This window comes from Pannonibacter phragmitetus (assembly GCF_050510895.1).
Lineage (GTDB): Bacteria > Pseudomonadota > Alphaproteobacteria > Rhizobiales > Stappiaceae > Pannonibacter > Pannonibacter phragmitetus_B.
The window spans coordinates 1901394-1924865 of sequence record NZ_JBNINT010000001.1; the positions used below are offsets into that span (position 1 = coordinate 1901394).

Consider the following 23472-nt stretch of genomic DNA (forward strand, 5'->3'; position numbering starts at 1 on the left):
CAATTGTGTGCTGCCGGGACCGGACCCCAGAGGTCCCGGCGGCTGACCGGATGTCAGCGATCCGGCACGAACGGCTTGCCGAGGCAGGCCGGCGTGTTCACGAGCGTCAGGCGCCGGTTGGCAGAGATCAGCACCAGAACGATGATGGTGGCGAGATAGGGCAGGCTCGACAGAAGCTGCGAGGGGATCCCCATGCCCTTTGCCTGCGCATGGAAGGTCAGCACCGTGACCATGCCGAAGAGATAGGCTCCGGCCACGACGCGCCAGGGCAGCCACGACGCGAAGACCACCAGCGCCAGCGCGATCCAGCCGCGACCGGCCGTCATGTTTTCCACCCACTGCGGCGTATAGGCGAGCGACATATAGGCGCCAGCCAGACCAGCGCAGCCACCGCCGAAAAGCACCGCGAGAAAGCGCACCTTCAGCACTGAATAGCCAAGCGCATGTGCCGAGGCGTGATTGTCACCAACGGCACGCAGGATAAGTCCCATGCGGGTGCGGGTCAGCATGTAGGAGACACCAGCGACCAGCGCAAAGGCCACATAGACGATGGCATCCTGCCCGAACAACACGGGCCCGAGGAACGGAAGATCGCTCAGCACGGGAATATCAAGTTTCGGCAGCTTGAGGCCCGGAACACCGATAAAGCTCTCACCAACCAGCCCGGACAGTCCGAGGCCAAACAGCGTCAGCGCCAGCCCGGTCGCCACCTGATTGGTGACAAGGCCCAGCACCAGTGCGCCGAACAGGGCCGACATGGCCATTCCAGCCGCAATGGCTGCGAAAATGCCCAGCGTGCCGGAGCCGGTGAGATTGGCGGCGGCAAATCCGGTTACCGCCCCCATCACCATCATGCCTTCAACGCCCAGATTGAGAACGCCCGAGCGCTCGACAACCAGTTCACCGATGGCAGCCAGCAGCAGCGGCGTTGCCGCCGTGATGACGGTAAGAAGAATGGCCTCAAACATGGGCGCCCTCCCCGGCATTTTCAGAGTGCACCTTCCGGTGCAGGCGGACGCGGTAGAAGATCAGGGTGTCGCAGGCCAGCACGAAAAACAGCAGCATGCCCTGTACAACGCTGGCAATCTTGTCGGAGATGCCAAGCGAAGCCTGCACGCTTTCGCCGCCGATGTAGCTCGAAGCCAGCACGATCCCCGCAACAACAATGGCGAGCGGATTGAGACGCCCAAGGAAGGCCACGATAATGGCAGTGAAGCCGTAGCCCGGAGAAATGGTCGGCAGCAGCTGGTTCAGCGACCCGGAAACTTCCATGATGCCCGCAAGGCCCGCCAGCGCGCCGGACAGGGCAAAGGCGAAGACCGTCATCCGCTTCGCCGAGAACCCTGCGAATGCGCCTGCCCGGGGGCTCTCGCCCAGAACACGGATCTGATAGCCGCGCAGCGAACGCGAAAGAACCACCCACAGGAGAAGCGCAACACCGATGGCCAGGAAAACGGATACCGACAGGCGCCCCATGCCAAGGGACGGAAGCGTGGCGGCAGCAGAAAACAAGGCAGTCTCGGGGAAATTGAACCCCTGCGGATCGCGCCAGGGACCGCGTACCAGATAGTCCAGCAGCAGATTGGCGACATAGACCAGCATCAGGCTGGTGAGGATCTCGTTGGTGCTGAAGCGGGTCTTGAGGACTGCCGGGATCATGGCATAGGCCGCCCCGCCAAGCGCGCCGCACAGAAGCATCAAGGGCAGTGTGTAAAAGCCCTGCAGATCCGGGAACATGACCGGCAGGATAGACCCGGCAATGGCGCCGGCCACGAACTGCCCTTCAGCGCCGATGTTCCAGTTGTTGGAGAGGTAGCAGACGCTGAGGCCGCAGGCGATCAGCACCAGCGGCGTAGCCTTTACGAGCACTTCCTGCAGAGACCATGCTTCCGTCAGCGGCTCGATGAAAAAGCGGAACAGCGCCTCCAGCGGGTCAGCGCCGGATATGGCAAACAGGACGGCAGCGCAGATCATGGTCAGCATGACTGCGATCAGTGGGGACACGGCGGTCATCAGGCCACTGTGTTCGGCGCGCTTGACGAGTTCGATACGCATCACGCGCCCTCCGCGGACAAATGATCAGATGAAGGCTTTTCCGCACCGCCCGCCATCAACAAGCCGATGCGCTCCAGCGTCATGGACGAAGCCGGCTCTGCCTGGGACAGGTGCCCCCGCGAAATGACCGCAATGCGGTCGGCAATCTCGTAGATTTCATCAAGGTCCTGGCTGATGACCAGCACCGCAGATCCCTTGCGGGCAAGATCCAGCAGGCACTGGCGGATCAGCGCCGCTGCGCCCGCATCCACACCCCAGGTAGGCTGGTTGACCACGAGAATGCCGGGATTGCGGCTCAGTTCACGGCCAACGACGAACTTCTGCAGGTTGCCGCCCGACAGCGAACGCGCCTCCGGATCGTCGTGAGACATACGGATGTCATAGGCCCGGGTGATGTGCTTTTCCATTTCGCCAGCGCGGCCATAGGCAGCAAAGCCGGAACGAACCAGTTCATCGCCGGTGGAATGGCGCGTCAGAATGATGTTGTGCGACAGGCGCATGCCGGGAACTGCGCCGTGGCCCAGCCGCTCCTCCGGTACGAAAGCCGCGCCGCGCTGCCGGCGGCGGGTGACGTTCTCATTGCCGCAGGGCGTGCCATCAATTTCCACCATGCCCGGCGCGCAGCGCCGCTCGCCGCTGATGGCATCGAACAGCTCGCCCTGCCCATTTCCGGCGACACCGGCAATTGCCACGACCTCTCCGGCGCGTACTTCGAGATTGACGCCCGCAAGCGGCACGGAAAACGGCGTCAGCGGGCTAGTCGCCAGATTGCGCACGGCAAGCCGCACCGGTCCGCTGCCAGTCAGCGCGCCGGAGCTGGTCACATGCGAGACATCGGCCCCAACCATCATGCGGGCAATCGAAGCCGGAGTTTCCAGCGCCGGATCACATTCACGCACGAAACGGCCATGGCGCAGAATGGTGGCGTGGTGGCAGATGCGGCGCACTTCGTCCAGCCGGTGGCTGATGTAGAGCACCGCGCAACCTTCTTCCGCCAGGCGTTTCAGCGTCACGAACAATTCGTCCGCTTCCTGCGGGGTCAGCACCGAGGTCGGCTCATCCATGATGATCAGCCGCGGAGCCTGCAGCAGGCAGCGGACGATCTCGATACGCTGGCGGATGCCGACAGGCAGATCGGCTACAAGCGCGTGGGGGTCCAGCGGCAGCCCATATTCGCGGGACACCTTTTCGATCCGTGCTGCCAGCTCGCGCATCGAGCCAGGCTTCGGGAGTGCCAGCGCGATGTTCTCCACAACGCTCAAGGCCTCGAACAGGGAAAAATGCTGGAACACCATGCCGATGCCCAGCTGGCGGGCAGCGGCCGGGCTGTTGATGCGCACCTTGCGCCCGTCCCATTCGATAGTGCCGGCATCTGGCTGCAGAGCACCATAGAGGATCTTCACCAGCGTGGACTTGCCCGCGCCGTTTTCGCCGAGCAGAGCGTGGATCTCACCCTTGTTGATGGTTAGATCGACTGCATTGTTGGCAGCAATCGCGCCGAAATGCTTGCTGATGCCGCGCGCACTCAGCAGCGGCGCGCCTTGCGCCCGCCGCACCATGCCCCCAGCTGCCTGCTGCCCATCTGCGGTCTGATCGAGACTGCCCACTCCACCCTGCCCCTTCTGCCGTCGGGTTCACCCCGCGTTATTGACCGGCTTCCGCCCCTGCGCAAGAGGCTGATTGTATAGACCTTCCAGCTTTACTGCCTCATTTTTAATCAGGAGCTCAACAGCAACAGAGGCTGCGATGGCCGCTGGCAGCTTTGACTTCACGCCGGCAGCCCCGATGGGACACACCAGCCCGCCAACCTGCCGTACCGTAAGCCCCCTTCGGCGCAGGCGGTTCGTGAAACGGGCGCGCTTGGTCTCGCTGCCAATGACCCCAACATAAGGAAAGCAGTCCAGTGCCAGCGCTGCCGCAACAATATCCTCATCCAGAGAATGGGAATGTGTCATGACGAGAATGAAGGCATTGTCCGGCGCATCCTTAAGCAATTCCGCAGGCCGGCTGGCACTGACATAGCGCAGATTTCCGGGCATGGCCGGGGGAAAACTCCGGACGGCTGTCGATCCAGGTGACTTCGAAAGGAAGCGGCGCGAGCGCCAGCACCACTGCACGGCCCACATGCCCGGCCCCGAACAGCCAGACCGGCTGAAGCTCCAGACCGAAGCGCTCCGTGAGGATGCCATCTTCCAGCAGGAAATCCGGCCCGGCGCGAAGCTCCCCATCACGTGCCGCTGGAGGGGAACGCCTTCCTGCGAGAATGCCGCCCGGACCGCAAGCTGCCCGCCGCGTTCCTCCTGCGCATGCACCAGAGCCCGCACCGGTTCGATATCCTCTGCCGTGAAATGCTCCAGAGCCAGATCAACCCGCCCGCCGCAGCACTGGCCGAGATCCGGCCCCAGAGACACCCTGCGCAAGGCAAGTCCCCTTCGCCCCTCACGCATGCCGGAAACTGCCCAGCGGATCGCCTCGAATTCCAGCGTTCCACCGCCAATGGTTCCGGAAATGGAGCCGTCAGCGCGCACGAACATGCGCGCCCCGGTCTCACGCGGGGCGGACCCGGCCGATGCGGCGACGGTGACGAGGCAGCAGGCCCCGTCTTCGCGCAACTCGTCCAGAATCCGCCGCCAGAGGATCATCGCGCTCCTCCTGCCTGCCGCATGGCCTGCACGGCCTTGAGGATCGCTTCAGGTGTCGCTGGCGCATCCAGTTTCGGCACGGTACCCGGACGCAGCGAAGCGACCGCGTCGGTTATGGCGCAGAAAACGGAGTTGGCCAGCATCACCGGCGGCTCCCCCACCGCCTTGGAGCGGTAAATCGTCTCCTCCGGATTGCCTGCAGAGGCATAAAGCGCAACGTTGAACTCGGCCGGTGTGTCGGAAATGGCCGGGATCTTGTAGGTGGAAGGGGCATGGGTGCGCAGGCGCCCCTGCTCGTCCCACACCAGTTCCTCAGTTGTCAGCCAGCCCATGCCCTGAATGAAGCCGCCCTCGATCTGGCCAATGTCGATGGCCGGATTGAGCGAGCGGCCCACATCGTGAAGGATATCCACACGGTCGACGGTCATCTCGCCGGTCATGGTGTCGATGGTGACTTCGGCAGCCGCAGCACCATAGGCGAAATAAAGGAACGGGCGTCCGCTGGCGCTTTCCCGGTCCCAGGTGATCTTGGGGCTGGCATAGAACCCCGCATCGGACATGTGAACGCGGCCCATGTGGGCAAGCTTGGCAAGTTCCGCCAGACTCATCACGTGGCTTCCGGCACGCACCTGATTGCCGGCGAAGACAACGCTTTCCGGCGCGCAGTGGAAGTGCTCCGCTGCGAAGGCAATGAGCCTGTCTTTGATGGCGCGTGCCGCATTGCGAGCAGCCATGGCGTTGAGATCGGTGCCGGAAGAGGCAGCCGTCGGCCCGGTGTTGGGCACCTTGCCGGTGGAGGTGGCGGTGATGATCACCTTGTCGAGGGTGACGCCGAATTCCTCGGCCACCACTTGCGCCACCTTCTGATAGAGCCCTTGCCCCATTTCGGTGCCGCCGTGGTTCAGCTGGATCGAGCCATCTGTGTAAAGATGCACCAGCGCCCCGGCCTGATTGAGATGCTTCAGCGTGAAGGAGATGCCGAATTTCACCGGCGTCAGCGCCAGCCCCTTGCGCAGCACGTGGTTGCGGGCGTTGAAGGCGCGCACCTCTTCCCGGCGCTGCCAGTAGGCGGAAGTGACCTCCAGCTGCTCCACGATGGTGTGCAGCGTCTGCCACTCCTCCACCACCATGCCATAAGGCGTCTGGTTGCGGGCCCAGTCGTAGAAATTGCGCTTGCGGACTTCCAGCGGATCGAGCCCCAGCGTGATGGCGATGGCGTCTATCATCCGCTCAGCCGCCAGCATGCCCTGCGGTCCGCCGAAGCCCCGGAAGGCTGTGTTGGAACAGGTATCGGTGCGCAGGCGGCGGCTGCGGATCTGGGCATCGGGATAGAAGTAACTGCTGTCCGCATGGAACATGGTGCGGTCCACCACACCCAGCGACAGGTCTGCCGAATAGCCGCAGCGGGCGAAGAAGGTCATGTCCACGGCGCGGATGCGGCCCGTGTTGTCATGGCCAACAGACCAATCAACACGGAAATCATGCCGCTTGCCGGTCATGATCATGTCGTCGTCCCGGTCGAGCCGCAGCTTGCACGGACGGCCCGTAACGCGGGCGGCGAGCGCGGCAAGGCAGGCCCACTGGTTCGCCTGCGACTCCTTGCCGCCAAAGCCACCACCCATACGGCGCACATCCACCGTCACCAGCGCATCGGGCACGCCCAGAACCTTTGCCACCACATGCTGCACCTCAGTCGGATGCTGCGTGGAGGAATGGACCTGCACGGCCCGCTCCTCGCCCGGAATGGCCATCGCAATCTGACCTTCAAGGTAGAAATGCTCTTGCCCGCCCACGTGGAACGTGCCGGATTGCCGGTTCTCGGCACTCGCCAGCCCCGCTTCCGGTGCACCGCGCCGGAATTGATAATCCGGCAGCACGGTCACATCGGCAGCGATGGCGTCTTCAACGGAGATGATCGGCGTCTGCGGCCCGACATCAATCTGCGCAAGGCGCGTCGCACGGCGTGCAGCATCCCGGCTGGTGGCGACGACGGCAAAGGCCACCTGGCCGTAGAACAGGATCTCCTTTTCCGCCAGCACCGGATCTCCGCCAAAGGAGGCCGAACAGTCGTTGAGGCCCGGCACATCGGCTGCGGTCAGCACCGCCACCACACCCGGAGCCTTGCGGACCGCATCAAGCTCCATCGCCAGCAGCGGTCCGCGCACCGCGTGGCGTGCCCAGCCCGGCACCACATGCAAGGTGCCCTGCGGCTCTGGTATGTCATCGATATAGAGCGCCGTGCCCGTGACATGCCTCTCGGCGCTGTCATGAGGCAGCGAGCGGTGCACATGGGTCAGCGCCTCTGCGCCTTCCGTGACAGCAGTATCATGCGGCGCGTTCATGGCCGCCTCCCTTTGGCTGAAGCGCCGGCAGGCGCACGGGCTCTGCTGGCCCGGCGATCTCCATCAGAGCCTTGGCCAGCAGCGAACGGGCCACTTCCATGCGGTAGGCGGCACTTGCGCGCATGTCTGTAATTGGCTTGAAATCCTCCTGCAGAGCCCGGATGGCCGCACCCCAGGTGACAGGATCGTCAATACGCGCGCCCGTCAGCGCCGCCTCTGCGCTCAGCGCCCGGCGCGGCGTCGCCGCCATGCCGCCAAAGGCAATGCGGGCACCGGTGATTTCGCCATCCACCACGGTCAGATTGAACGCGGCCATGACCGAGGAAATGTCCTGATCGAAGCGCTTGGAGACCTTGTAGCAACGGAAGTTCTGGTTCGCTCCCGGACGCGGCACGAAGATGCCTGCCACGAATTCGCCCGGCAGCCTGTCCTGCTTGCCATAGTCGATGAAGAATCTCTCCAGCGGCAAGTCCCGCAGATTGTCGCCCTGTTGCAACTCGATGCTGGCACCAAGCGCAATCAGCGCTGGCGGCATGTCGCCGATGGGCGAACCATTGGCGATGTTGCCGCCAATGGTGCCGGATGCACGGACCTGTTTTGACCCGATACGGCCCAGCAGCACACCGAGATCCGGCGACAGAGCGCGCAGCGCCGGTTCGGCAGCGGCGTAGGTGGCCGCAGCACCAAGAATGATGCCCTCTCCCGTCACCTCCACCCGGTCCATACCGGCCACATGGCCAAGCCAGATGATCCGCGGCAGGGTTTTCAGGCTCTTGGTGATCCACAGGCCCACATCCGTTGCGCCGGCCACAAGCGTGGCATCAGGAAACTGGCTGTAGAGCGCGGCAAGGCCCTCAACCGACGCCGGGGCGGCGAAGAAACTATCGGTGGAACCGATAAAGACATCACGGGAATCAGCCAGCCGCCGCAGTGCCTCCCGGGTTTCGGCTGCGCGCCAGGAGAAGGCATCGTCCGCTGCTTCAAAACAGCTCGCCAGTGCGGCGTCGATGATCGGCCGGTAGCCGGTGCAACGGCACAGGTTCCCCGCCAGCCATTCCGTCACCGCCTTGCGGCTCTTCTCCATGCCTTCCGCGTGATACAGCGTGAAAAGGCTCATGATGAAACCGGGCGTGCAGAAGCCGCATTGCGAACCGTGCAGGTCACGCATCGCCACCTGAACCGGATGCAGCCGGCCATCGGCGGCGAGATCCTCCACCGTCACCAACTCGGCGCCGTCAATCATCCCCAGAAGCTGGATGCAGGCATTGACCGGCTGATAGGTCAGCTTGCCGCCAATCACCCGGCCAAGCGCAACCGTGCAGGCGCCGCAGTCTCCCTCACCGCAGCCTTCCTTGGTGCCTGTCGCCCTTTCGGTGAGGCGCAGATAGTCGAGAACCGTATCCATCGGCCCGATATCCGTCAGCTCCACCACTTTTCCTGCCCGCAGGAAGCGGATCGTGTCCCGCATGGCTCAGCTCCCCCTGTAGGTGGAATAGCCATAGGGCGAGAGCAACAGCGGCACGTGATAATGCTCTCGTGCATTGGAAATGCCGAAACGGATCGGGATCATGTCGAGAAAGGCCGGCTCTGTCACCGGCGCGCCGCTGGCCTTGAGATAGTCACCGGCAAAGAACCGCAGCTCATAAATGCCAGGGCCGAATTCCGATCCTTCCAGGATCGCCCCGTCAACCCGGCCATCGGCATTGGTTTCCACCCGGCGCAGGCGGGAGGGCTTCGGCTCCACCGCCCAAAGCTCGATCACAAGTCCAGCCGCTGGCTTGCCCAAGGCGGTATCCAGAACATGTGTGGTCAGACGGCCCATTCTTCTCTCCCTCGCATCCTCTCCCGGCCTGCCACGCGTCCGCAGAACCGGGCTTCGGCCAGCATCCTCCGCCAGCCGCATTCTCTCAACCCTGAGGTTGCCTTACTTTCCAGGGAAACAATAGAACCGATTAGCGGGCGCAGCGATGCCTAAATGGCATCAATCAACGGTAAGTGCTCTTTGATGGCGAGCATGGCGTGATCGTAGAACATGCCCGGTGCCAGCCCCAATGCCCGAAGCGAAGACGTGACGACCGCAAGCCGGTCCGCCTGAAGCGGCGCATCACTCAGGGGCCGGAAGACCAGAAGCCCGCCAGCCAGGTCGGATTCAAGGCCGATCTTGGTCTGAAAGCTTACCACCGCGCCACGCCGCGTCAGCGCCCGCATGAAGCTGAGGGAATTGGCTTCGACGTAAGTGCGTATGTTGCCCGGCAAGCGGGTGAGCGCGGCATCAATGCGGGTGCGCAGCGACAGGCCTTTGGCAGGCAGCGCCAGCGGATAGCGCAGGCAATCGGCCAGTGTCAGATCCCCTGCCTGGCTTGCCAGCGGATGATCCGGCGTCATGACGGCACCGATCACCAGTTCATGGGCAAAGGCCGTTGTGAGAGCCGAGGTGCGCGGCGGATCGAAGGTGAAGCCGATATCCGCCTCCGCCCGCTCCACCATACCGGTTGCCTGCAGCGCGCTGGTTACTGTCACCGATACGTGGATGCCGGGATAGGATTTGCGGAAGGAGCCGATGATCTGCGGCAGGATGGAATCAGCAACGCTCTCAACCGTGGCAACCGACACGGTGCCGCGCCGCAGGCCCTTCAGCGCGTCCAATTCCGCGACCGTGCCTTCAAAGTCCGAGTAGGTACGCCGCACATGGGCGAGCAGCACCTCGCCTGCCGGAGACAGACGCAAGCCCCGGCCAAGCCGCTCGAACAGGGCCAGATCCAGCGCCTCTTCAAGCCACAGGATCTGCCGGTTCACCGCCGATGAAGCCACGTTGAGCTGGCGGGCCGCAGCGCGGATCGACCCGGCTTCGGCCACAGCCGCAAAGTAACGCATGGCGGGCGCATAGAGACTGCGCGACCGGTCAGGTTCGGCTGGCTTGCGCCCGGTTTCCATGCGCCCTCACCTTTGAGCCCGAAGTGCCGTCAGCCTCACTCGGGAAGCATCACCGATGTGCCGGTGGTCTTGCGCGATTCCAGATCCCGGTGCGCGGTGGCCGCATCAGACAGCTTGTAGCGCTGATTGATCTGGATCGAGACAACGCCCTGCTCCACCACATCAAACAGCTCACCCGCTGTTTCCTCCAGGTCGGAGCGGGCGGCAATGTGGTTGAACAGGGTCTGGCGGGTGGCGAAGAGCGAGCCCTTCTGCGCCAGCATGCCGATGTTGAAGTCCGTTATCGGGCCGGAGGACTGGCCGAAGGAGGCAAACAGGCCCATGAACTTCAGGCAGTCGAGCGAACCGGGGAATGTGTCGCGGCCGACGGAATCATAGACCACATCGCAGCCCTTGCCGCCGGTGATCTCCTTCACCCGCTCGACGAAATTTTCCGTCCGGTAATTGATGACGTGGGTGTACCCATTGGCTTTGGCGAGTTCCGCCTTTTCGTCCGAGCCGACGGTGCCGATAACAGTTGCGCCCAGATGCGCAGCCCACTGACCGGCAATAAGGCCAACGCCGCCGGCTGCCGCATGGAACAAAATGGTGGAACCGGGCCCAACCTTGAAGGTACGGCGCAGGAGGTAGCGCGCCGTCATGCCCTTCAGCATCATGGAAGCGGCAACGTCACTCGCAATCGTCTCCGGCAGCTTCACCAGACGGTCAGCGGGGACAAGCCGCTCCTGTGCATAGGAGCCGAGCGGGCCGACATAGGCAACCCGGTCGCCCGGCGCCACATGGTCCACCCCGTCGCCCACCTCGGTCACCACGCCCGCGCCTTCGTTGCCGGGAATGAAGGGCAGACCGTTCGGGGCCGGGTAGAGCCCCGTGCGGTAATAAACATCGATGAAGTTCAGGCCCACCGCCTCATGGCGCACACGCGCCTCACCCGGCCCCGGCTTACCCGGCTCGAAGGTCTCCCAGGTCAGAACCTCGGGACCACCGGTCTGATGAATGCGGATGGCGTGAACCATGATGTCTCCTCCAGATGATTTGTGCCGCAACGGCAAAATCGCAGCCAGTCTGCGGCCAGCACAAGACTGATCCCGCACACGGCATTGTCGCATGCAGGATAAAGGCAATACCGCTCAATGGGAAAGCCGCTTTCTGTTGCCAAGCGGCTGATGCTGCCTTGCGGTCAGGCGTAGCGTTCCAGCGCCTGATGCACGGCGGAAACGGTCAGCAGGTAAAGGCTGGAAATGCCAAAGACCCAGGCCATCGGCTCGCTGAGGGTCATTTCGTTCCACAGGCCGATACCAGCGGCGACAAGCCAGACAGCAGTCATCACCAGTGTCAGAGGACGCCAGCGCTTGACGCGAACCGGATGGACGAAGCGTACCGGCATGAAGGTGAAGAGGCAGCACGCCAGGACAACAGCGATCGTGAAGCCCTGCGAGGGCGACAGAAGCATCAGGCCGAAGACGACCATGTTCCAGCAGGCCGGGAAGCCTTTGAACGCCTTGTCATGGGTCTTCATGCCGTTGTCGGCGAAATAGAGCGCACCGGTGAAGACGACGAGGCCACCGCAGATCCAGTTCCACGGGCGGTCCAGCATGGGACCGGCGGCCAGTGCAAAGGCCGGAAGGAAAACATAGGTGGCATAATCGATGACGAAATCGAGCGATGCGCCAGACCAGCGCGGGAGCCGTTCGGCGATGTTGTACTTGCGCGCAAGCGGACCGTCGATTCCATCCACCACCAGCGCAAGTCCAAGCCAGACAAACATCTCCTGCCAGTTGCCACGCGCGCCTGCCAAGAGCGCTGCAAGGGCAATCGGCGCACCGGAAGCCGTCAGCACATGGATGAGGAAGAGCGCCGGTGCATGAGACCGCTTTTCAGGGGTAATGTCAGTCACGGCGTTCACTTTCCCTTTGCCCGGCCCGCCTCGCGGCAGCCCGGATGCCGATGCCTTCAACGGCACATCTTTTCACGCTTTCACGCGCATGGCAGGCAAGAGACTGCCAAAGCGGTTTTCCGAACCGGCCGCAGGCACGCCCCTGCCCGCATCCGAGGTACAACACATAACCGGCGCATTGGTTCCCACCACGCCCGGCTCACACCTGCGCAAGGCAGATCAATGCACCTGTTTGGGCAATATTTCAATATGATGACGGGCCGCAACCCGGTTTTTTGAGAAGAAACGGCTTGTTTCTGCGGTTCTTGACTCAGATTTTCCCACTGAGAAGCAGGGTAGCGGCCATCAGGAAAGCCCCCAGAGAAGCAGGAACACGCCAACCGCCTTGTAGAACCAGCGGCTCGGCAGGTTCTTTTCCAGCGCCATCACCGCACCGAGCAGCCCCACCCAGATGATGTTCATGATGCCAACCGCGAACATCACGGTCATCAGCGCCCAGCAGCAGCCAAGGCACGCAAGCCCCTGGATGAGGCCTTCCTTGTAGAAAGAGCCCGCAGAACCACCGGTGGCCGGACTTGACCAGCGCGGATACCAGCAGCGCAGGAGACAGGCCTGCTTGGCCGGTGTGAACTGATACAGTCCGGCGGCGATCAGCGTCGTCGCCGAAAATACGAGCGACACCGGCGCCATCATGGAGGAAAGAAGGCCATAGCCGGTCAACAGCCACTGAACCAGCGTCGCAGCAAGCGCATAGGCCGTCCAGATCGTGAGATAGCCAAAGGCCAGAAGGCTGACTGAAACTGCGGCAGAGGGACCGGAGACAGCGTGGGCACGGCGCTGCGCATGAGCCAGAAAGACCGGCATGGCCGTGGGCAGCATCATGGCCAGAGTCATCATCATCCACATGATGAATACAAGCCCGGCCCCGCCTGCACCCCAGTGTTCAGACGGCATCCCGAATGTGGTGACGCCCGCAGGCAGGCACAGCACAGCCAGCGCTGCGCGCACGTCCTTCGGCAACCCGTCGAATATGTTGAAGGCGTTGAAGAGCCCCATGCCCGGCCCGGCTTCGCTCATGTCCATGACCGGCACCATGGAGGAAAGCACCGCCGCCAGATACAGCCATCCGGCAACCGCAAGCAGACCGCACAGAAGAATGACGAGATGCCGCCCGCGGCTCGTGCCCGCGCCATCCGCCTTTTCACCTGCGGATAAGCCGGAAACCTGCCCAGCCCTGCCATCCCCTGGCATTGGCGCACTGCTGCTCATCTTGGTCACTCCTGCCGTCCACCGGTCAAGTGTCCCGGCCCCTACAGCGAAAGCACTTGCCAGTCAGTGTCATACCCCTTACCCCGGCGCAGGGCGCGACGCTTTGCGCAAGGTCAAGGTCTTGCATTTCTCTCGTGGGGCACCATCCTGTCCCAACAGGTCAGAAGATCAGGCCACAGATCAGGCAAGAGACATGAAAACAGATTCCGCCGCAGGCACAATCGACAAGCCGCAGGATCAGAACCGCCCCACGGACTTTGACGCTGCCGTCATTGGTGCTGGCCCTTCCGGCATGGCTGCTGCGCTGCTGCTCGCCCGCAGAGGCTTGCGCACCGTGCTCGTTGCGCCGGACGTGAACACGAAAGACGCCCGCACCACGGCCCTGTTGCAGGCCTCTGTTGCCCTTCTGGACGAAATCGGCATCTGGGAGAAGCTCGCTGCCCGTTCGGCTCCTTTGGCCCACATGCGCCTCATCGACGACACCCGCCGCCTGATCCGCGCGCCCGAAACCACATTCGATGCCTCGGAACTGGGGCTGGAGGCCTTCGGCTACAATGTGCTGAACCGCGAATTGAATGCGGAGCTGGAAGCCGCCGTGACCCAGGCGGATGGCCTTACATGGATCAAGACCCGCCTTGCGAAGCTGGAACCTGCCGAGACAAACGTGCGCCTGACACTGGAAGATGGAACCACGCTGACGGCGGCCCTTGCCGTGGGTGCCGATGGCCGCAAGTCCATGGTGCGGCAGGCTGCCGGAATCGATGTCCGGGAATGGTCCTATCCGCAGATGGCGCTGGTGATGAACCTTGAGCATGACCGGCCGCACGGCTCGGTCTCCACCGAGTTCCACACCCCCACCGGCCCCTTCACGCTGGTGCCGCTGCCGGGAAACATGTCGTCGCTTGTCTGCGTCGTCACGCCGGAAACAGCCGCACATCTCAAGGCCTATGAAGATGGCGCGCTGGCGCTGGAACTGGAACGGCGCGCCCATTCGGTGCTCGGTGCCTTCCGCATCGCAAGCCTGCGGCAGGTCTATCCGCTCAGCGGCATGATCGCAAAGAAGGCCGCAGCCAACCGTTGCGCCCTCATCGGCGAGGCAGCGCATGTGTTTCCACCCATCGGCGCGCAAGGACTCAATCTGGGCCTGCGCGATGTGGCTGATCTTGCGCGCATTGCAGGCGAAGCGAAGGCCCGCGGCGAAGATGTGGGCGGCGCGCTGACGCTCGCCCGCTATGACAGCGCCCGCAAGCCGGACATCACCAGCCGCACCACGGCGGTGGACCTCCTCAACCGCTCGCTGCTGACGGACATGCTCCCCGTCCAGGCACTGCGCTCCCTCGGCCTCTACGCCGCCGGCCGCTTCCCGCCGCTGCGCAAATTCCTGATGCGCGAGGGGATTACGCCAAAGGCAACCCGGCTGCTGCCGTTCTGAAGGGCGGCTCCGCCCCCACTTCCTTATACTACGACCTGATCAGGGCATCCATTCCCTGAGCTCACAACACAGGGAATGGCGCGGATAGAAGCCCCGGAAACTGCAACCCGCGCCGTGCTGAAAGGCAACGGCATGGATGCCACGGTCGAGCCGTGGCATGACGGAGTGATGGTTGATCGCCCCGTTCACATTCCCCGATCCCCCCAAATACAAATCAGGCCCCCGGTTTCCCGGAGGCCTGAGAAGATCTTGCGGTGCGGTCCGGCTCAGGCCGTGAAGGGCCGGGTGCCGGAAGCGTCCTTGATTTCGGTCGGCAGGCCGATGCGGTTTAGGATGGCGAGGAAGGGCTTGGGGTCAAGCTCCTCGACATTCTTCATCGCGCCAACGTCCCAGGTGCCATCGGCGATCAGCATGGCGGCAGCGACCGGCGGCACGCCGGCGGTGTAGCTGATGCCCTGCGAACCGACTTCGTTATAGGCTTCCTTGTGGTCGGCCACGTTGAAGACGAGCACTTCGGCCGGCTTGCCGTCCTTCTTGCCCTTCACCAGCGTGCCGATGCAGGTCTTGCCGGTGTAGTCGGGCGCAAGCGAGGACGGATCCGGCAGCACGGCCTTGACCACCTTCAGCGGAACAACCTCAAGGCCTTCCGCCGTCTTGACCGGCTGCTCGGACAGGAGGCCAAGGTTTTTCAGCACGGTGAAGACGTTGATGTAGTGATCGGAGAAGCCCATCCAGAAGCGCACATCCGCCTGCGGATAGTTGGCCGAGAGCGAGTGCACCTCGTCATGGCCAGTCATGTAGGTCTGCTGTTCGCCGACGACCGGCATGTCCCACACCTTGCCGACCTCGAACATGGTGTTCGACTGCCATGCACCCTGCTGCCAGGAATAGACCGTACCGGTGAACTCGCGGAAATTGATCTCCGGATCGAAGTTCGTGGAGAACCAGCGGCCATGGGAACCGGCGTTGATGTCGATGATGTCGATCGATTCCGGCTCGGTCACGTATTCGTCGATGGCAAGGCGTGCGTAGGCATTGACCACGCCCGGATCAAAGCCGACGCCCAGAATGGCGGTTACGCCCTTCTCAGCGCAGCGCTCGCGGCGCTGCCATTCGTAATTGCCGTACCAGGGCGGCGTCTCGCAGATCTTCTTCGGGTCTTCGTGAATGGCCGTGTCCATGTAGGCTGCACCGGTCTCGATGCAGGCTTCCAGCACGGTCATGTTGACGAAGGCAGAACCGACGTTGATGACAATCTGCACACCGGTCTTGCGGATCAGGTCCGCGACAGCGGCACTGTCCATCGCATTGAGGGCATGGGCTTGAAGAACACCCTCGACCTTCAGGCTGCCTTTTTCGCGGACGCTGTCCAGAATCCGCTCACACTTCGCAACGGTGCGCGAAGCAATATGAATGTCGCCGAGCAGGTCGTTGTTCTGCGCACATTTATGCGCGACAACCTGCGCTACGCCACCGGCGCCGATGATGAGTACGTTGCGCTTCATTTCGCCCATAGTCCTCCTTGGGTCTCTAAGGGTTGCACAGCCTCAGGAGAGGCTGAAATCACGACAGGGCCGCCGTGAAATCGTCGTAGGTGAAGTCGCGGGCCAGGCGCACGGAGCCATCCAGCTCCTTCACCGCAATGGCCGGCATCTTCACGCCATTGAACCAGTTCTTCTTGACCATTGTGTAGCCAGCCGCATCCTGAATGGAGAGCCGGTCACCGGCAGCCAGAGCCTTTTCAAAGCGGAATTCACCGAAGATGTCGCCTGCAAGGCAGGACTTGCCGCAGACCATCCACTCGTGATCGCCCGCATTAGGTTCGACCTTGGCACTCTGCCGGTAGATCAGCAGATCCAGCATATGTGCCTCGATGGAGCTATCGACAATGGCCAGGTTCTTGCCATTGTGCAGCGTGTCCAGCACGGTCACTTCCAGCGTTGCGGACTTGGTAATCGCCGCCTCGCCGGGCTCCAGATAGACCTGCACTTCGTTTTCGCCCGCAAAACGCTTCAGCCGCTCGGCGAACTTTTCCAGCGGATAGCCCTCGCCGGTGAAATGAATGCCGCCACCGAGGCTGATCCATTCCATCTGACGGATGAGGAAGCCGAAGCGCTGCTCGATATGGCCAAGCATGCCGTCGAACCGGTCGAAATCGGCGTTCTCACAGTTGTTGTGGAACATGAAGCCAGTGATCTTGTCGGCGACCTTTGCGATCGTCTCCGGGTCATGCTCGCCAAGGCGCGAGAAGGGACGTGCCGGATCGGCGAGATCGAAATCCGAGGTGGAGACACCCGGATTGACGCGCAGGCCGCGCACATGCCCTGCCGACTGCCCCTCGAAACGCTCGAACTGGCCGATGGTGTTGAAGATGATCTTGTCGGACGAGGCAATCACCTCATCAATCTCATCCGGCGCAAAAGCCACCGAATAGGCGTGCGTCTCGCCGGGGAATTTCTCCCGGCCGAGCTTCACCTCATAGAGCGACGACGATGTCGTGCCGTCCATGTAATTCGACATGAAATCGAACACGGACCAGGACGCAAAGCACTTCAGCGCCAGCAGCGACTTTGCGCCAGACGCCTCACGCAGCCATGCGATCTTCTCCATGTTCGGCAGAAGCTTCGACTTGTCGATCAGATAATAGGGGTGGAAATCATCTCGTGCCCTTTGCGGATCCGGTCCTGAGGACAGGGACAAAACCTGTTGCGGGGGCTGTACCCCCTTTGCGCCAAACACTCAATGAAAATCGGTACCCTGGGATGATTTACGCGCCTTTTCCCGTCCGGGAACAAATAGCAAGAGCGCACCCTAAAGGCCTCGTCAGACTGACCAGCGTATAAAGGGGAAAGATTTCCGCCTTGCAGCGCAAGAAAAATTCAAATCTGCAGCTTCAAGACATACCGCGCCGCCGCCTTTCAGCAGGCAGACGGCAGCAAGACGAAAGGCAGCGGAAGGGTTACAAAACCCGCCGCAACACTATTCTTGAGCCGACCAAATAATCTGACGAGAACCTTACCGGCAGACGGCGCCTTGCCTATGCCTTGCGCTCCCAGCCACCGCCGTCGCGCTGTTGCCAGTAAGTTACTTCCGCCCCCTGCCCCTTGAACAGCTTCCAGTGCTGACGCGCGTCCGCCAGGGCCTCCTGATCATTGCCGTCAAACATGACGACGACACGGCCATAGCCATCGATTGGTGGCGGCACCGCCCGGTCCACCAGAAAGCGTACCTCCGCGCTGTTCGGATTGTCCGGTCCTGCGGTCAGGAACACAGGCTGGTGCTCAGGGAAGCCATCGGCAATGGTGCCATGCGGAAGGAACTCGTGATCGGAAAAGCTCCACAGATGCGCATCCAATGCCGCGCAACGCTCCTCAGAGCCGCATTGCACGACCACCTTCCAGTCCCGCTCCAGACATTTCAGGAGAAGGCCGGGCAGCACCTCTTCCAGAGGCTGTCTTGTCAGATGGTAGAACAGGACTTCCGTGGTCACGGCTGATTCCTTACGTGTTTCCCGGCATTTGCTCCGGTTTCGCACATCTGTGCCTGAAGTTATACCCGCTCTTTCGATGCTGAAGGACGCCTGTTAAGGACCCATCATAGAGACAGCCTAGCCCCCGTTACCCGCGCCTGCCACACCAGCGCCACAAAGGTGATGCCGCCACGCAACATTCAGGGCCAATCCTGCAGAGTGTGACGTAACCGGATAGACAAGCCAACCGGCATCCAGCATTAACCGCTCGCAAATGCGCGGCTGGTACGGTGAAGAAACCGGAAAACATTCAGTTCGATTCTGAATGAACCGGCGCAAAGGTTTCCGGGCCTGTCACGGCCATTTTTTTCGGGGGTTTGAATGCTCGTTCGCGTTGCGTTGTTCTTCACGATGGTCATGGGTCTGGCCGGAGCGACTGCAGCATTGGGCCTCGTGGTGACCGAAAACACCACACAGTGCCAGTTCTACAAGGCCTGTTGAGTTCTGCAGCCCGTGCGCCGCATGCTCTGCTGGCATCCTGTGAAGAGACATATGGAAAACCCGCTGGAAAACCGGCGGGTTTTTTGTTGGCAACCTGTGGATAACATTTGCCGGGTCTGACCTTCCGCGCCATGTTTTCGGCAGGCAGCGAAGTTCAATCCCCGCCCCTTCGGCGCATGGCGCCAGCAAGCTCTTCCTTGCCGCGCGCGGCAAACTCTTCCGCAACGGCCCGGCGGTTCGCCTCGGGGTGGTTCTGGTTCAGCTTGGACTTCGCCTCGATCCGTCCGATGGAAATCTCCAGCGCAACGATCTTGCTGATCATGTCCTCAAGGTAATCCGCCGGGGCATCCCCCATCTTCCAGCCGCCCTCCCCGTTCAGCGCCTTTTCATGGCGGCTGGTCAGGAGGCTGACGATCCGGCGCTTGGCGGCGCCATCCCGCAGCCAGCGGATATGGCCGTGGACATGTATCACCTGATAGTTCCAGGTCGGCACCGCCCGGTGCGTCTCTGCCTTGCTGGGATACCAGTTGGGGCTGACATAGGCATCCCCACCCTGAAAGATGGCCAGCACCGGCGCGCCGTCCGCAACGTCTTCATGGATGACATTTGCCAGCGCCACATGCCCGATGAGCTTGCTGCCGGCCCTTAGCAGCGGCAGGTGATTGGCGCAAAGGCCGTCCGGCGTGAGGGCAACAACGGCAGCCAGCGGATGAGCGCTGATCAGGCGCTCGATTTCATCGGGATCGCTTTCAGCGAAATGCGCGGGTGTATACATCGCGTGCCCCGGCAGAGTTTGAGCCGGAGCGGCAGCAGACAGGCCGCCGCCCCGGAGCTGTATCAGCCTTCGTAGTGGTCACGTACCAGCTGGTCGAGCAGACGCACGCCAAAACCGGATGCCCAGCCCTGGCTGATCTCGTCCTTGACGGAGCCCATGGCCGTTCCCGCCACATCCAGATGCGCCCAGGGCACATCATTGACGAAGCGCTGCAGGAACTGGGCCGCCGTGATGGAGCCCGCCGTGCGGCCGCCGGTGTTCTTCACATCGGCATTCGGGGTGTCGATCAGCTTGTCATAGGCCTTGGACAGCGGCAGGCGCCAGACGCCTTCACCGGTCGTCTCTCCAGCGGCAAACAGGCGCTGTGCCAGTTCATCGTTGTTTGAGAAGAGGCCTGCGTTCTGGTTGCCAAGCGCAATGATGACAGCGCCGGTCAGGGTGGCGAGGTCGATCATGAACTTCGGCTTGAAGCGCTCCTGGGTGTACCAGAGTGCATCGGCCAGCACGAGGCGGCCTTCGGCGTCCGTGTTGAGGATCTCGATGGTGGTGCCGGACATGGCGCGCACGATGTCGCCGGGACGCTGGGCGTTGCCGTCGGGCATGTTCTCGACGAGTCCGATGATGCCGATGGCATTGACCTTGGCCTTGCGGGCAGCAAGAGCATGCATGAGACCGGTGACTGCAGCTGCGCCGCCCATGTCGCCCTTCATGTCTTCCATGCCTGCCGCCGGCTTGATGGAAATGCCGCCGGTGTCGAACACGACCCCCTTGCCAACAAAGGCAACCGGCGCCTCATCCTTCTTGCCACCATTCCAGCGCATGACGACGAGACGCGGCGGACGGACGGAACCCTGTGCCACGCCAAGAAGCGCGGCCATCTTCAGCTTCTTCATTTCCTTTTCGGTGAGGATCTCAATTTCCACACCGAGCTTCTCGAGCTTTGCGGCACGGTCCGCAAACTCCACAGGGCCGAGCACATTGGCAGGCTCGTTGACGAGATCACGCGCCAGCAGCACACCGTCGCCAACAGCTTCGGCGTCGGCGAAGGCCTTCTTGGCAGCCTTGGACTCCGGACCGATGATGTTGAGTGTCAGCTCAACCGGCAGGCCATCCTCATCCTTCTTCGTCTTGTAGGCATCGAAGCTGTAGGAGCACAGCTTTGCTCCCAGCGCGAACTGGGCCGCAGCCGCTGCGCTGACTTCGCCGCCGCCGGGCAGCTCCAGATAGACAATGGCATCGGCAGCGCGCGCGCCTGCCAGCGCGGCCTGAACGGAACCGCCCAGCTTCAGCCAGTCAGTGTCTTGCATGTCTTCTGCTTTGCCGAGGCCAAAGACGAACAGACGGTCAAGATCAAGCCCACCGGGTGCTACGAGATCCAGCTTCGAGCCGCGTCTGCCCTTGAAGCCGCCTGCACTGGCCGCACGGGCAAGGCCACCCGGCAGAACATCCAGCAGTCCGGCAGCCAGCGGACCGGCGGTCAGAGAATCGTCAGCCAGAACGACAGCGGCAGGAGCCGGCGCAGCCGAAGCCTTGCCGAATTGGATTTTCGTAAGCTTGTTCATTTTTCCATCTTGGGTTCACCGGCCAGCGAAATGCCGGCCAGGATGCTGTAAATTCCAGCAATGTGGCCTGATATGCCTTGTGCAGCAAGCCTCTGCCGAATAAATCTGCAGGTGGGCAGTCAGTAGCAGGCCAGCCTCCGGTGGCATTCAAATGCCATATTCGGATAGAAGAGGTCTGCGGTCCAACCGCGTTGCAATCCGGCAGAGAGAATGAAGACACTCGAACGTTACATCATCCGCCGGTCCGTTTTCGTCTTCACGATGACACTTGCGGCCATGACAGGCGTTGTCTGGGCGACGCAGGCCCTGCGCCAGCTGGATCTGGTGACGTCAAAGGGTCAGACCATCGTCCAGTTCATTTCGATCACGATGCTGGCGATGCCGTTTCTGGTGGTCATCGTGGCGCCCTTCGCGCTGATGATTGCCCTGATCCTGGTTCTGAACGCCTTGTCGAGCGACAGCGAGCTGATTGTCATCAATGCCACCGGAGGTTCGCGCTTTCTGGTGCTCCGTCCGGTTCTCATTTTCTCGATTGGCATCTGTGTGCTGACAGGAGCCATGTCGCTCTACGTAGCGCCCGAAGGACTGGCACGGCTGCGCGATGAAATCACCCGTGTTCGCGTCGATCTCGTGGCCAACATCGTCAAGCCCGGCCGCTTCATATCCATGGCCGATGGCCTGACATTCCACATCCGCAACCGCTCTGGCGATGGTGCGCTGGACGGCCTCCTGCTGCATGACACCCGCGATCCGGCCACGATCTTCACCTATGAATCCGAGGTTGGGCACATTGTCGAAATGCAGGGCCTCACACTGCTGGTCATGCAGAACGGCACAATCCAGCGCCGTCCGAAGACGAGCGGTGACATCTCGATTGTCCGTTTCCAGTCCTATGCCTTTGATCTGTCGAGCCTTGTTCCGGATGCTGCAGAGCCAGTCTACAAGGCAAGCGAACGTCCAACCTGGGCCTTGATCCACGACCCGGAGCCGGATGAATTCGCCCGCCTCTATCCTCTGCGCATCAAGGCGGAGCTGCATAACAGGTTCAGCCAGCCACTTTATGCCATCGCATTCGGCTTGATTGTCTTTGCGTTTCTGGGGCAGGCGCGCACGACCCGGCAGGACCGCGGGCTTGCCTTGCTTGGCGCACTTGCATGCTGCATCCTGCTGCGCACCGCGGGCTTTGGCGCGACATCTCTCGCTGGCAGTCAGGCTGCACTCATCGCCGCCTATTATATCGTGCCGCTGATTGGTATCATCCTACCCGCCTGGTTCATCCTCCAGTCAGACACGGGCGCTGCGCCGAAATGGCTTGCCAGACTGATCGACCGGATCACCGACTTCAGCGAACGCACTCAGGCGAGGCTCGCTGGCCGCCGCATGTCGAAGGGAGCCTGAACCTCATGCTGGGAGCCACCCTCTCCTTCTATTTCTCGCGGCGCTTTCTGAGGTCTATCCTGGGATTGTTCCTGCTCGCAGCGATCCTGATTTTCCTGTTCGACGTGCTGGAGCTCCTGCGCCGTGCTGGTGAGCAGGGAGATCTGTCAGTCCTGCGTGTCAGCATCATTTCGCTTCTGCGCGTGCCGCTCCTGCTGGAACAGGTCATTCCCTTTGCTGTCCTGTTCGGTGCGATTTCAGCCTTTGTCACCTTGAGCCGGGGGCTGGAACTGGTCGTGACCCGGGCCGCCGGCATTTCCGTCTGGCAGTTCGGCGCACCGGCAGCCATGGTCGCGCTCATTCTCGGCGTCCTATCAGTTGTTATTTACAATCCTGTCGCCGTCTGGATGCAGCAACAGTCGGATCAGGTGGCTGCCGGTCTTTTTGGCGGCGAGGACAGTTTCCTGCTGCAAACGACCAATGCCGTGTGGCTGCGTCAGGATGGTCTGGACGGAGAATCCGTTCTCAATGCCGACCAGCTTCTTGCGCAAGGCACGATCCTGCGGGGCGTAACCATCTTCACCTTCAATCGTCAGGGACGCTTCGACGAGCGGATCGAAGCGCGTGAGGCGGAATTGAATGAAGGTTACTGGGTGCTCAAGGACGCAACTGTTTACCGCACCAACGCCGATCCACGGCGCCACAACACATACCGGGTCAGTACCTATCTGACGCCGACCGAGGTGCGCGAGAGCATCGGTTCACCCGAATCAATTTCTTTCTGGAACCTGCCCCGCTTCATCGAACTGGCGAGCCGCGCCGGCTTGCCGGCCTATCGCTATACACTGCAATATCAAACGCTTCTGGCCCGTCCCCTGCTTTTATTAGCGATGGTTCTCATCGCAGCAGCAGTTTCTTTAAAGGTTTCGCGCTTTGGTGGGCTCGGCAAGATGATTCTGGGTGGAATCGCCGCCGGGTTCGTGCTTTACGTTCTTTCTGAGCTCGCACGCGATCTCGGAGGGGCTGGCATAGTCCCGCCGGTGGTAGCTGCCTGGGCCCCAGGTGTGTTTGGAGTTCTCATGGGTTTGACGATCCTGCTCAATCAGGAAGACGGCTAAATGGCGGATACGATGCGTCTCAAGTCGCTCTTACTGAAGAAGGGTGCCTGTGCCCCGGCGCGCGGTCTTATGATCTCGCGGCCTCGGTACTGTTATTGC

General features: G+C 62.1%; 19 protein-coding genes. 3 read left to right on the forward strand and 16 right to left on the reverse strand.

The genetic code is table 11. The features are described 5' to 3' along the window. Positions 1-53: 53 nt before the first annotated feature. From ACQB61_RS08940 to ACQB61_RS08990, 11 genes are all read right to left on the reverse strand, one after another. Positions 54-968 carry an ABC transporter permease gene (locus tag ACQB61_RS08940; RefSeq protein ID WP_430512347.1) on the reverse strand — a complete coding sequence of 305 codons (915 nt, stop codon included), beginning with the start codon at positions 966-968 and terminating at the stop codon, positions 54-56. After that, complete coding sequence (locus ACQB61_RS08945) at positions 961-2055, reverse strand: ABC transporter permease (protein ID WP_430512348.1); 1095 nt, start codon at positions 2053-2055, stop codon at positions 961-963. Before ACQB61_RS08945 ends, ACQB61_RS08940 begins: the two co-directional genes overlap by 8 nt. Beyond that, positions 2055-3614, reverse strand: coding sequence for an ABC transporter ATP-binding protein (locus ACQB61_RS08950; protein ID WP_430514333.1), 1560 nt, complete (start codon positions 3612-3614; stop codon positions 2055-2057). The genes ACQB61_RS08945 and ACQB61_RS08950 overlap by 1 nt, the downstream gene beginning before the upstream one ends. 75 nt (positions 3615-3689) lie before the next feature. Next, positions 3690-4697, reverse strand: coding sequence for an XdhC family protein (locus ACQB61_RS08955; RefSeq protein ID WP_430512349.1), 1008 nt, complete (start codon positions 4695-4697; stop codon positions 3690-3692). After that, positions 4694-7039, reverse strand: a complete 2346-nt coding sequence (gene xdhB, locus ACQB61_RS08960; protein ID WP_430512350.1) for a xanthine dehydrogenase molybdopterin binding subunit — start codon at positions 7037-7039, stop codon at positions 4694-4696. The genes ACQB61_RS08955 and xdhB overlap by 4 nt, the downstream gene beginning before the upstream one ends. Further along, a complete protein-coding gene (gene xdhA / locus ACQB61_RS08965; RefSeq protein ID WP_430512351.1) occupies positions 7023-8507 on the reverse strand; it encodes a xanthine dehydrogenase small subunit in 1485 nt (494 codons plus the stop codon). The genes xdhB and xdhA overlap by 17 nt, the downstream gene beginning before the upstream one ends. Positions 8508-8510: 3 nt before the next feature. After that, positions 8511-8861 (reverse strand): hydroxyisourate hydrolase, encoded by a 351-nt coding sequence (uraH, locus tag ACQB61_RS08970; RefSeq protein WP_019965688.1) that lies wholly within the window; start codon positions 8859-8861, stop codon positions 8511-8513. 149 nt (positions 8862-9010) lie between these two features. Beyond that, complete coding sequence (locus ACQB61_RS08975) at positions 9011-9973, reverse strand: LysR family transcriptional regulator (protein ID WP_430512352.1); 963 nt, start codon at positions 9971-9973, stop codon at positions 9011-9013. A 35-nt stretch (positions 9974-10008) separates the two neighbouring features. Continuing rightward, positions 10009-10989 (reverse strand): quinone oxidoreductase family protein, encoded by a 981-nt coding sequence (locus ACQB61_RS08980; protein WP_430512353.1) that lies wholly within the window; start codon positions 10987-10989, stop codon positions 10009-10011. A 164-nt stretch (positions 10990-11153) separates the two neighbouring features. Then, complete coding sequence (locus ACQB61_RS08985) at positions 11154-11870, reverse strand: CDP-alcohol phosphatidyltransferase family protein (RefSeq protein WP_430512354.1); 717 nt, start codon at positions 11868-11870, stop codon at positions 11154-11156. Between the two features lie 345 nt (positions 11871-12215). Further along, entirely contained in the window at positions 12216-13139 is a 924-nt protein-coding gene (locus ACQB61_RS08990) for a DUF2182 domain-containing protein (RefSeq protein ID WP_430512355.1), read from the reverse strand. A gap of 193 nt (positions 13140-13332) precedes the next feature. Between ACQB61_RS08990 and ACQB61_RS08995 the strand changes: the two genes are divergently transcribed. Beyond that, on the forward strand, positions 13333-14571 hold the full coding sequence (locus ACQB61_RS08995) for a UbiH/UbiF family hydroxylase (RefSeq protein WP_430512356.1): 1239 nt from the start codon (positions 13333-13335) through the stop codon (positions 14569-14571). Positions 14572-14837: 266 nt separating this feature from the next. Here the strand turns inward: ACQB61_RS08995 and ACQB61_RS09000 are convergent, their stop codons facing one another. The 5 genes from ACQB61_RS09000 to ACQB61_RS09020 form a co-directional block, all read right to left on the reverse strand. Further along, on the reverse strand, positions 14838-16076 hold the full coding sequence (locus ACQB61_RS09000; protein ID WP_430512357.1) for a saccharopine dehydrogenase family protein: 1239 nt from the start codon (positions 16074-16076) through the stop codon (positions 14838-14840). 58 nt (positions 16077-16134) lie between these two features. Next, positions 16135-17181: a carboxynorspermidine decarboxylase gene (locus ACQB61_RS09005; RefSeq protein WP_430514334.1), complete on the reverse strand. Its 1047-nt coding sequence runs from the start codon at positions 17179-17181 to the stop codon at positions 16135-16137. A gap of 427 nt (positions 17182-17608) precedes the next feature. Beyond that, positions 17609-18061: a DNA polymerase III subunit chi gene (locus ACQB61_RS09010; RefSeq protein WP_430512358.1), complete on the reverse strand. Its 453-nt coding sequence runs from the start codon at positions 18059-18061 to the stop codon at positions 17609-17611. Between the two features lie 634 nt (positions 18062-18695). Continuing rightward, positions 18696-19316, reverse strand: coding sequence for an FMN-binding negative transcriptional regulator (locus tag ACQB61_RS09015; protein ID WP_430512359.1), 621 nt, complete (start codon positions 19314-19316; stop codon positions 18696-18698). Between the two features lie 62 nt (positions 19317-19378). Beyond that, positions 19379-20878 carry a leucyl aminopeptidase gene (locus tag ACQB61_RS09020; RefSeq protein ID WP_430512360.1) on the reverse strand — a complete coding sequence of 500 codons (1500 nt, stop codon included), beginning with the start codon at positions 20876-20878 and terminating at the stop codon, positions 19379-19381. Positions 20879-21088: 210 nt separating this feature from the next. Between ACQB61_RS09020 and lptF the strand changes: the two genes are divergently transcribed. Both lptF and lptG read left to right on the forward strand, forming a co-directional pair. Next, positions 21089-22276 (forward strand): LPS export ABC transporter permease LptF, encoded by a 1188-nt coding sequence (lptF, locus tag ACQB61_RS09025; RefSeq protein ID WP_430512361.1) that lies wholly within the window; start codon positions 21089-21091, stop codon positions 22274-22276. A 5-nt stretch (positions 22277-22281) separates the two neighbouring features. Beyond that, complete coding sequence (lptG, locus tag ACQB61_RS09030) at positions 22282-23373, forward strand: LPS export ABC transporter permease LptG (RefSeq protein WP_430512362.1); 1092 nt, start codon at positions 22282-22284, stop codon at positions 23371-23373. The last annotated feature ends 99 nt before the right edge of the window (positions 23374-23472 follow it).

What these genes read in the sequence shown, in the direction of transcription:
- ACQB61_RS08940 (WP_430512347.1), bottom strand. Translation starts at nt 968, where the DNA reads ATGTTTGAGGCCATTCTTCTTACCGTCATCACGGCGGCAACGCCGCTG.
- ACQB61_RS08945 (WP_430512348.1), bottom strand. Translation starts at nt 2,055, where the DNA reads ATGCGTATCGAACTCGTCAAGCGCGCCGAACACAGTGGCCTGATGACC.
- ACQB61_RS08950 (WP_430514333.1), bottom strand. Translation starts at nt 3,614, where the DNA reads ATGGTGCGGCGGGCGCAAGGCGCGCCGCTGCTGAGTGCGCGCGGCATC.
- ACQB61_RS08955 (WP_430512349.1), bottom strand. Translation starts at nt 4,697, where the DNA reads ATGATCCTCTGGCGGCGGATTCTGGACGAGTTGCGCGAAGACGGGGCC.
- xdhB (WP_430512350.1), bottom strand. Translation starts at nt 7,039, where the DNA reads ATGAACGCGCCGCATGATACTGCTGTCACGGAAGGCGCAGAGGCGCTG.
- xdhA (WP_430512351.1), bottom strand. Translation starts at nt 8,507, where the DNA reads ATGCGGGACACGATCCGCTTCCTGCGGGCAGGAAAAGTGGTGGAGCTG.
- uraH (WP_019965688.1), bottom strand. Translation starts at nt 8,861, where the DNA reads ATGGGCCGTCTGACCACACATGTTCTGGATACCGCCTTGGGCAAGCCA.
- ACQB61_RS08975 (WP_430512352.1), bottom strand. Translation starts at nt 9,973, where the DNA reads ATGGAAACCGGGCGCAAGCCAGCCGAACCTGACCGGTCGCGCAGTCTC.
- ACQB61_RS08980 (WP_430512353.1), bottom strand. Translation starts at nt 10,989, where the DNA reads ATGGTTCACGCCATCCGCATTCATCAGACCGGTGGTCCCGAGGTTCTG.
- ACQB61_RS08990 (WP_430512355.1), bottom strand. Translation starts at nt 13,139, where the DNA reads ATGAGCAGCAGTGCGCCAATGCCAGGGGATGGCAGGGCTGGGCAGGTT.
- ACQB61_RS08995 (WP_430512356.1), top strand. Translation starts at nt 13,333, where the DNA reads ATGAAAACAGATTCCGCCGCAGGCACAATCGACAAGCCGCAGGATCAG.
- ACQB61_RS09000 (WP_430512357.1), bottom strand. Translation starts at nt 16,076, where the DNA reads ATGAAGCGCAACGTACTCATCATCGGCGCCGGTGGCGTAGCGCAGGTT.
- ACQB61_RS09005 (WP_430514334.1), bottom strand. Translation starts at nt 17,181, where the DNA reads ATGGAGAAGATCGCATGGCTGCGTGAGGCGTCTGGCGCAAAGTCGCTG.
- ACQB61_RS09015 (WP_430512359.1), bottom strand. Translation starts at nt 19,316, where the DNA reads ATGTATACACCCGCGCATTTCGCTGAAAGCGATCCCGATGAAATCGAG.
- ACQB61_RS09020 (WP_430512360.1), bottom strand. Translation starts at nt 20,878, where the DNA reads ATGAACAAGCTTACGAAAATCCAATTCGGCAAGGCTTCGGCTGCGCCG.
- lptF (WP_430512361.1), top strand. Translation starts at nt 21,089, where the DNA reads ATGAAGACACTCGAACGTTACATCATCCGCCGGTCCGTTTTCGTCTTC.
- lptG (WP_430512362.1), top strand. Translation starts at nt 22,282, where the DNA reads ATGCTGGGAGCCACCCTCTCCTTCTATTTCTCGCGGCGCTTTCTGAGG.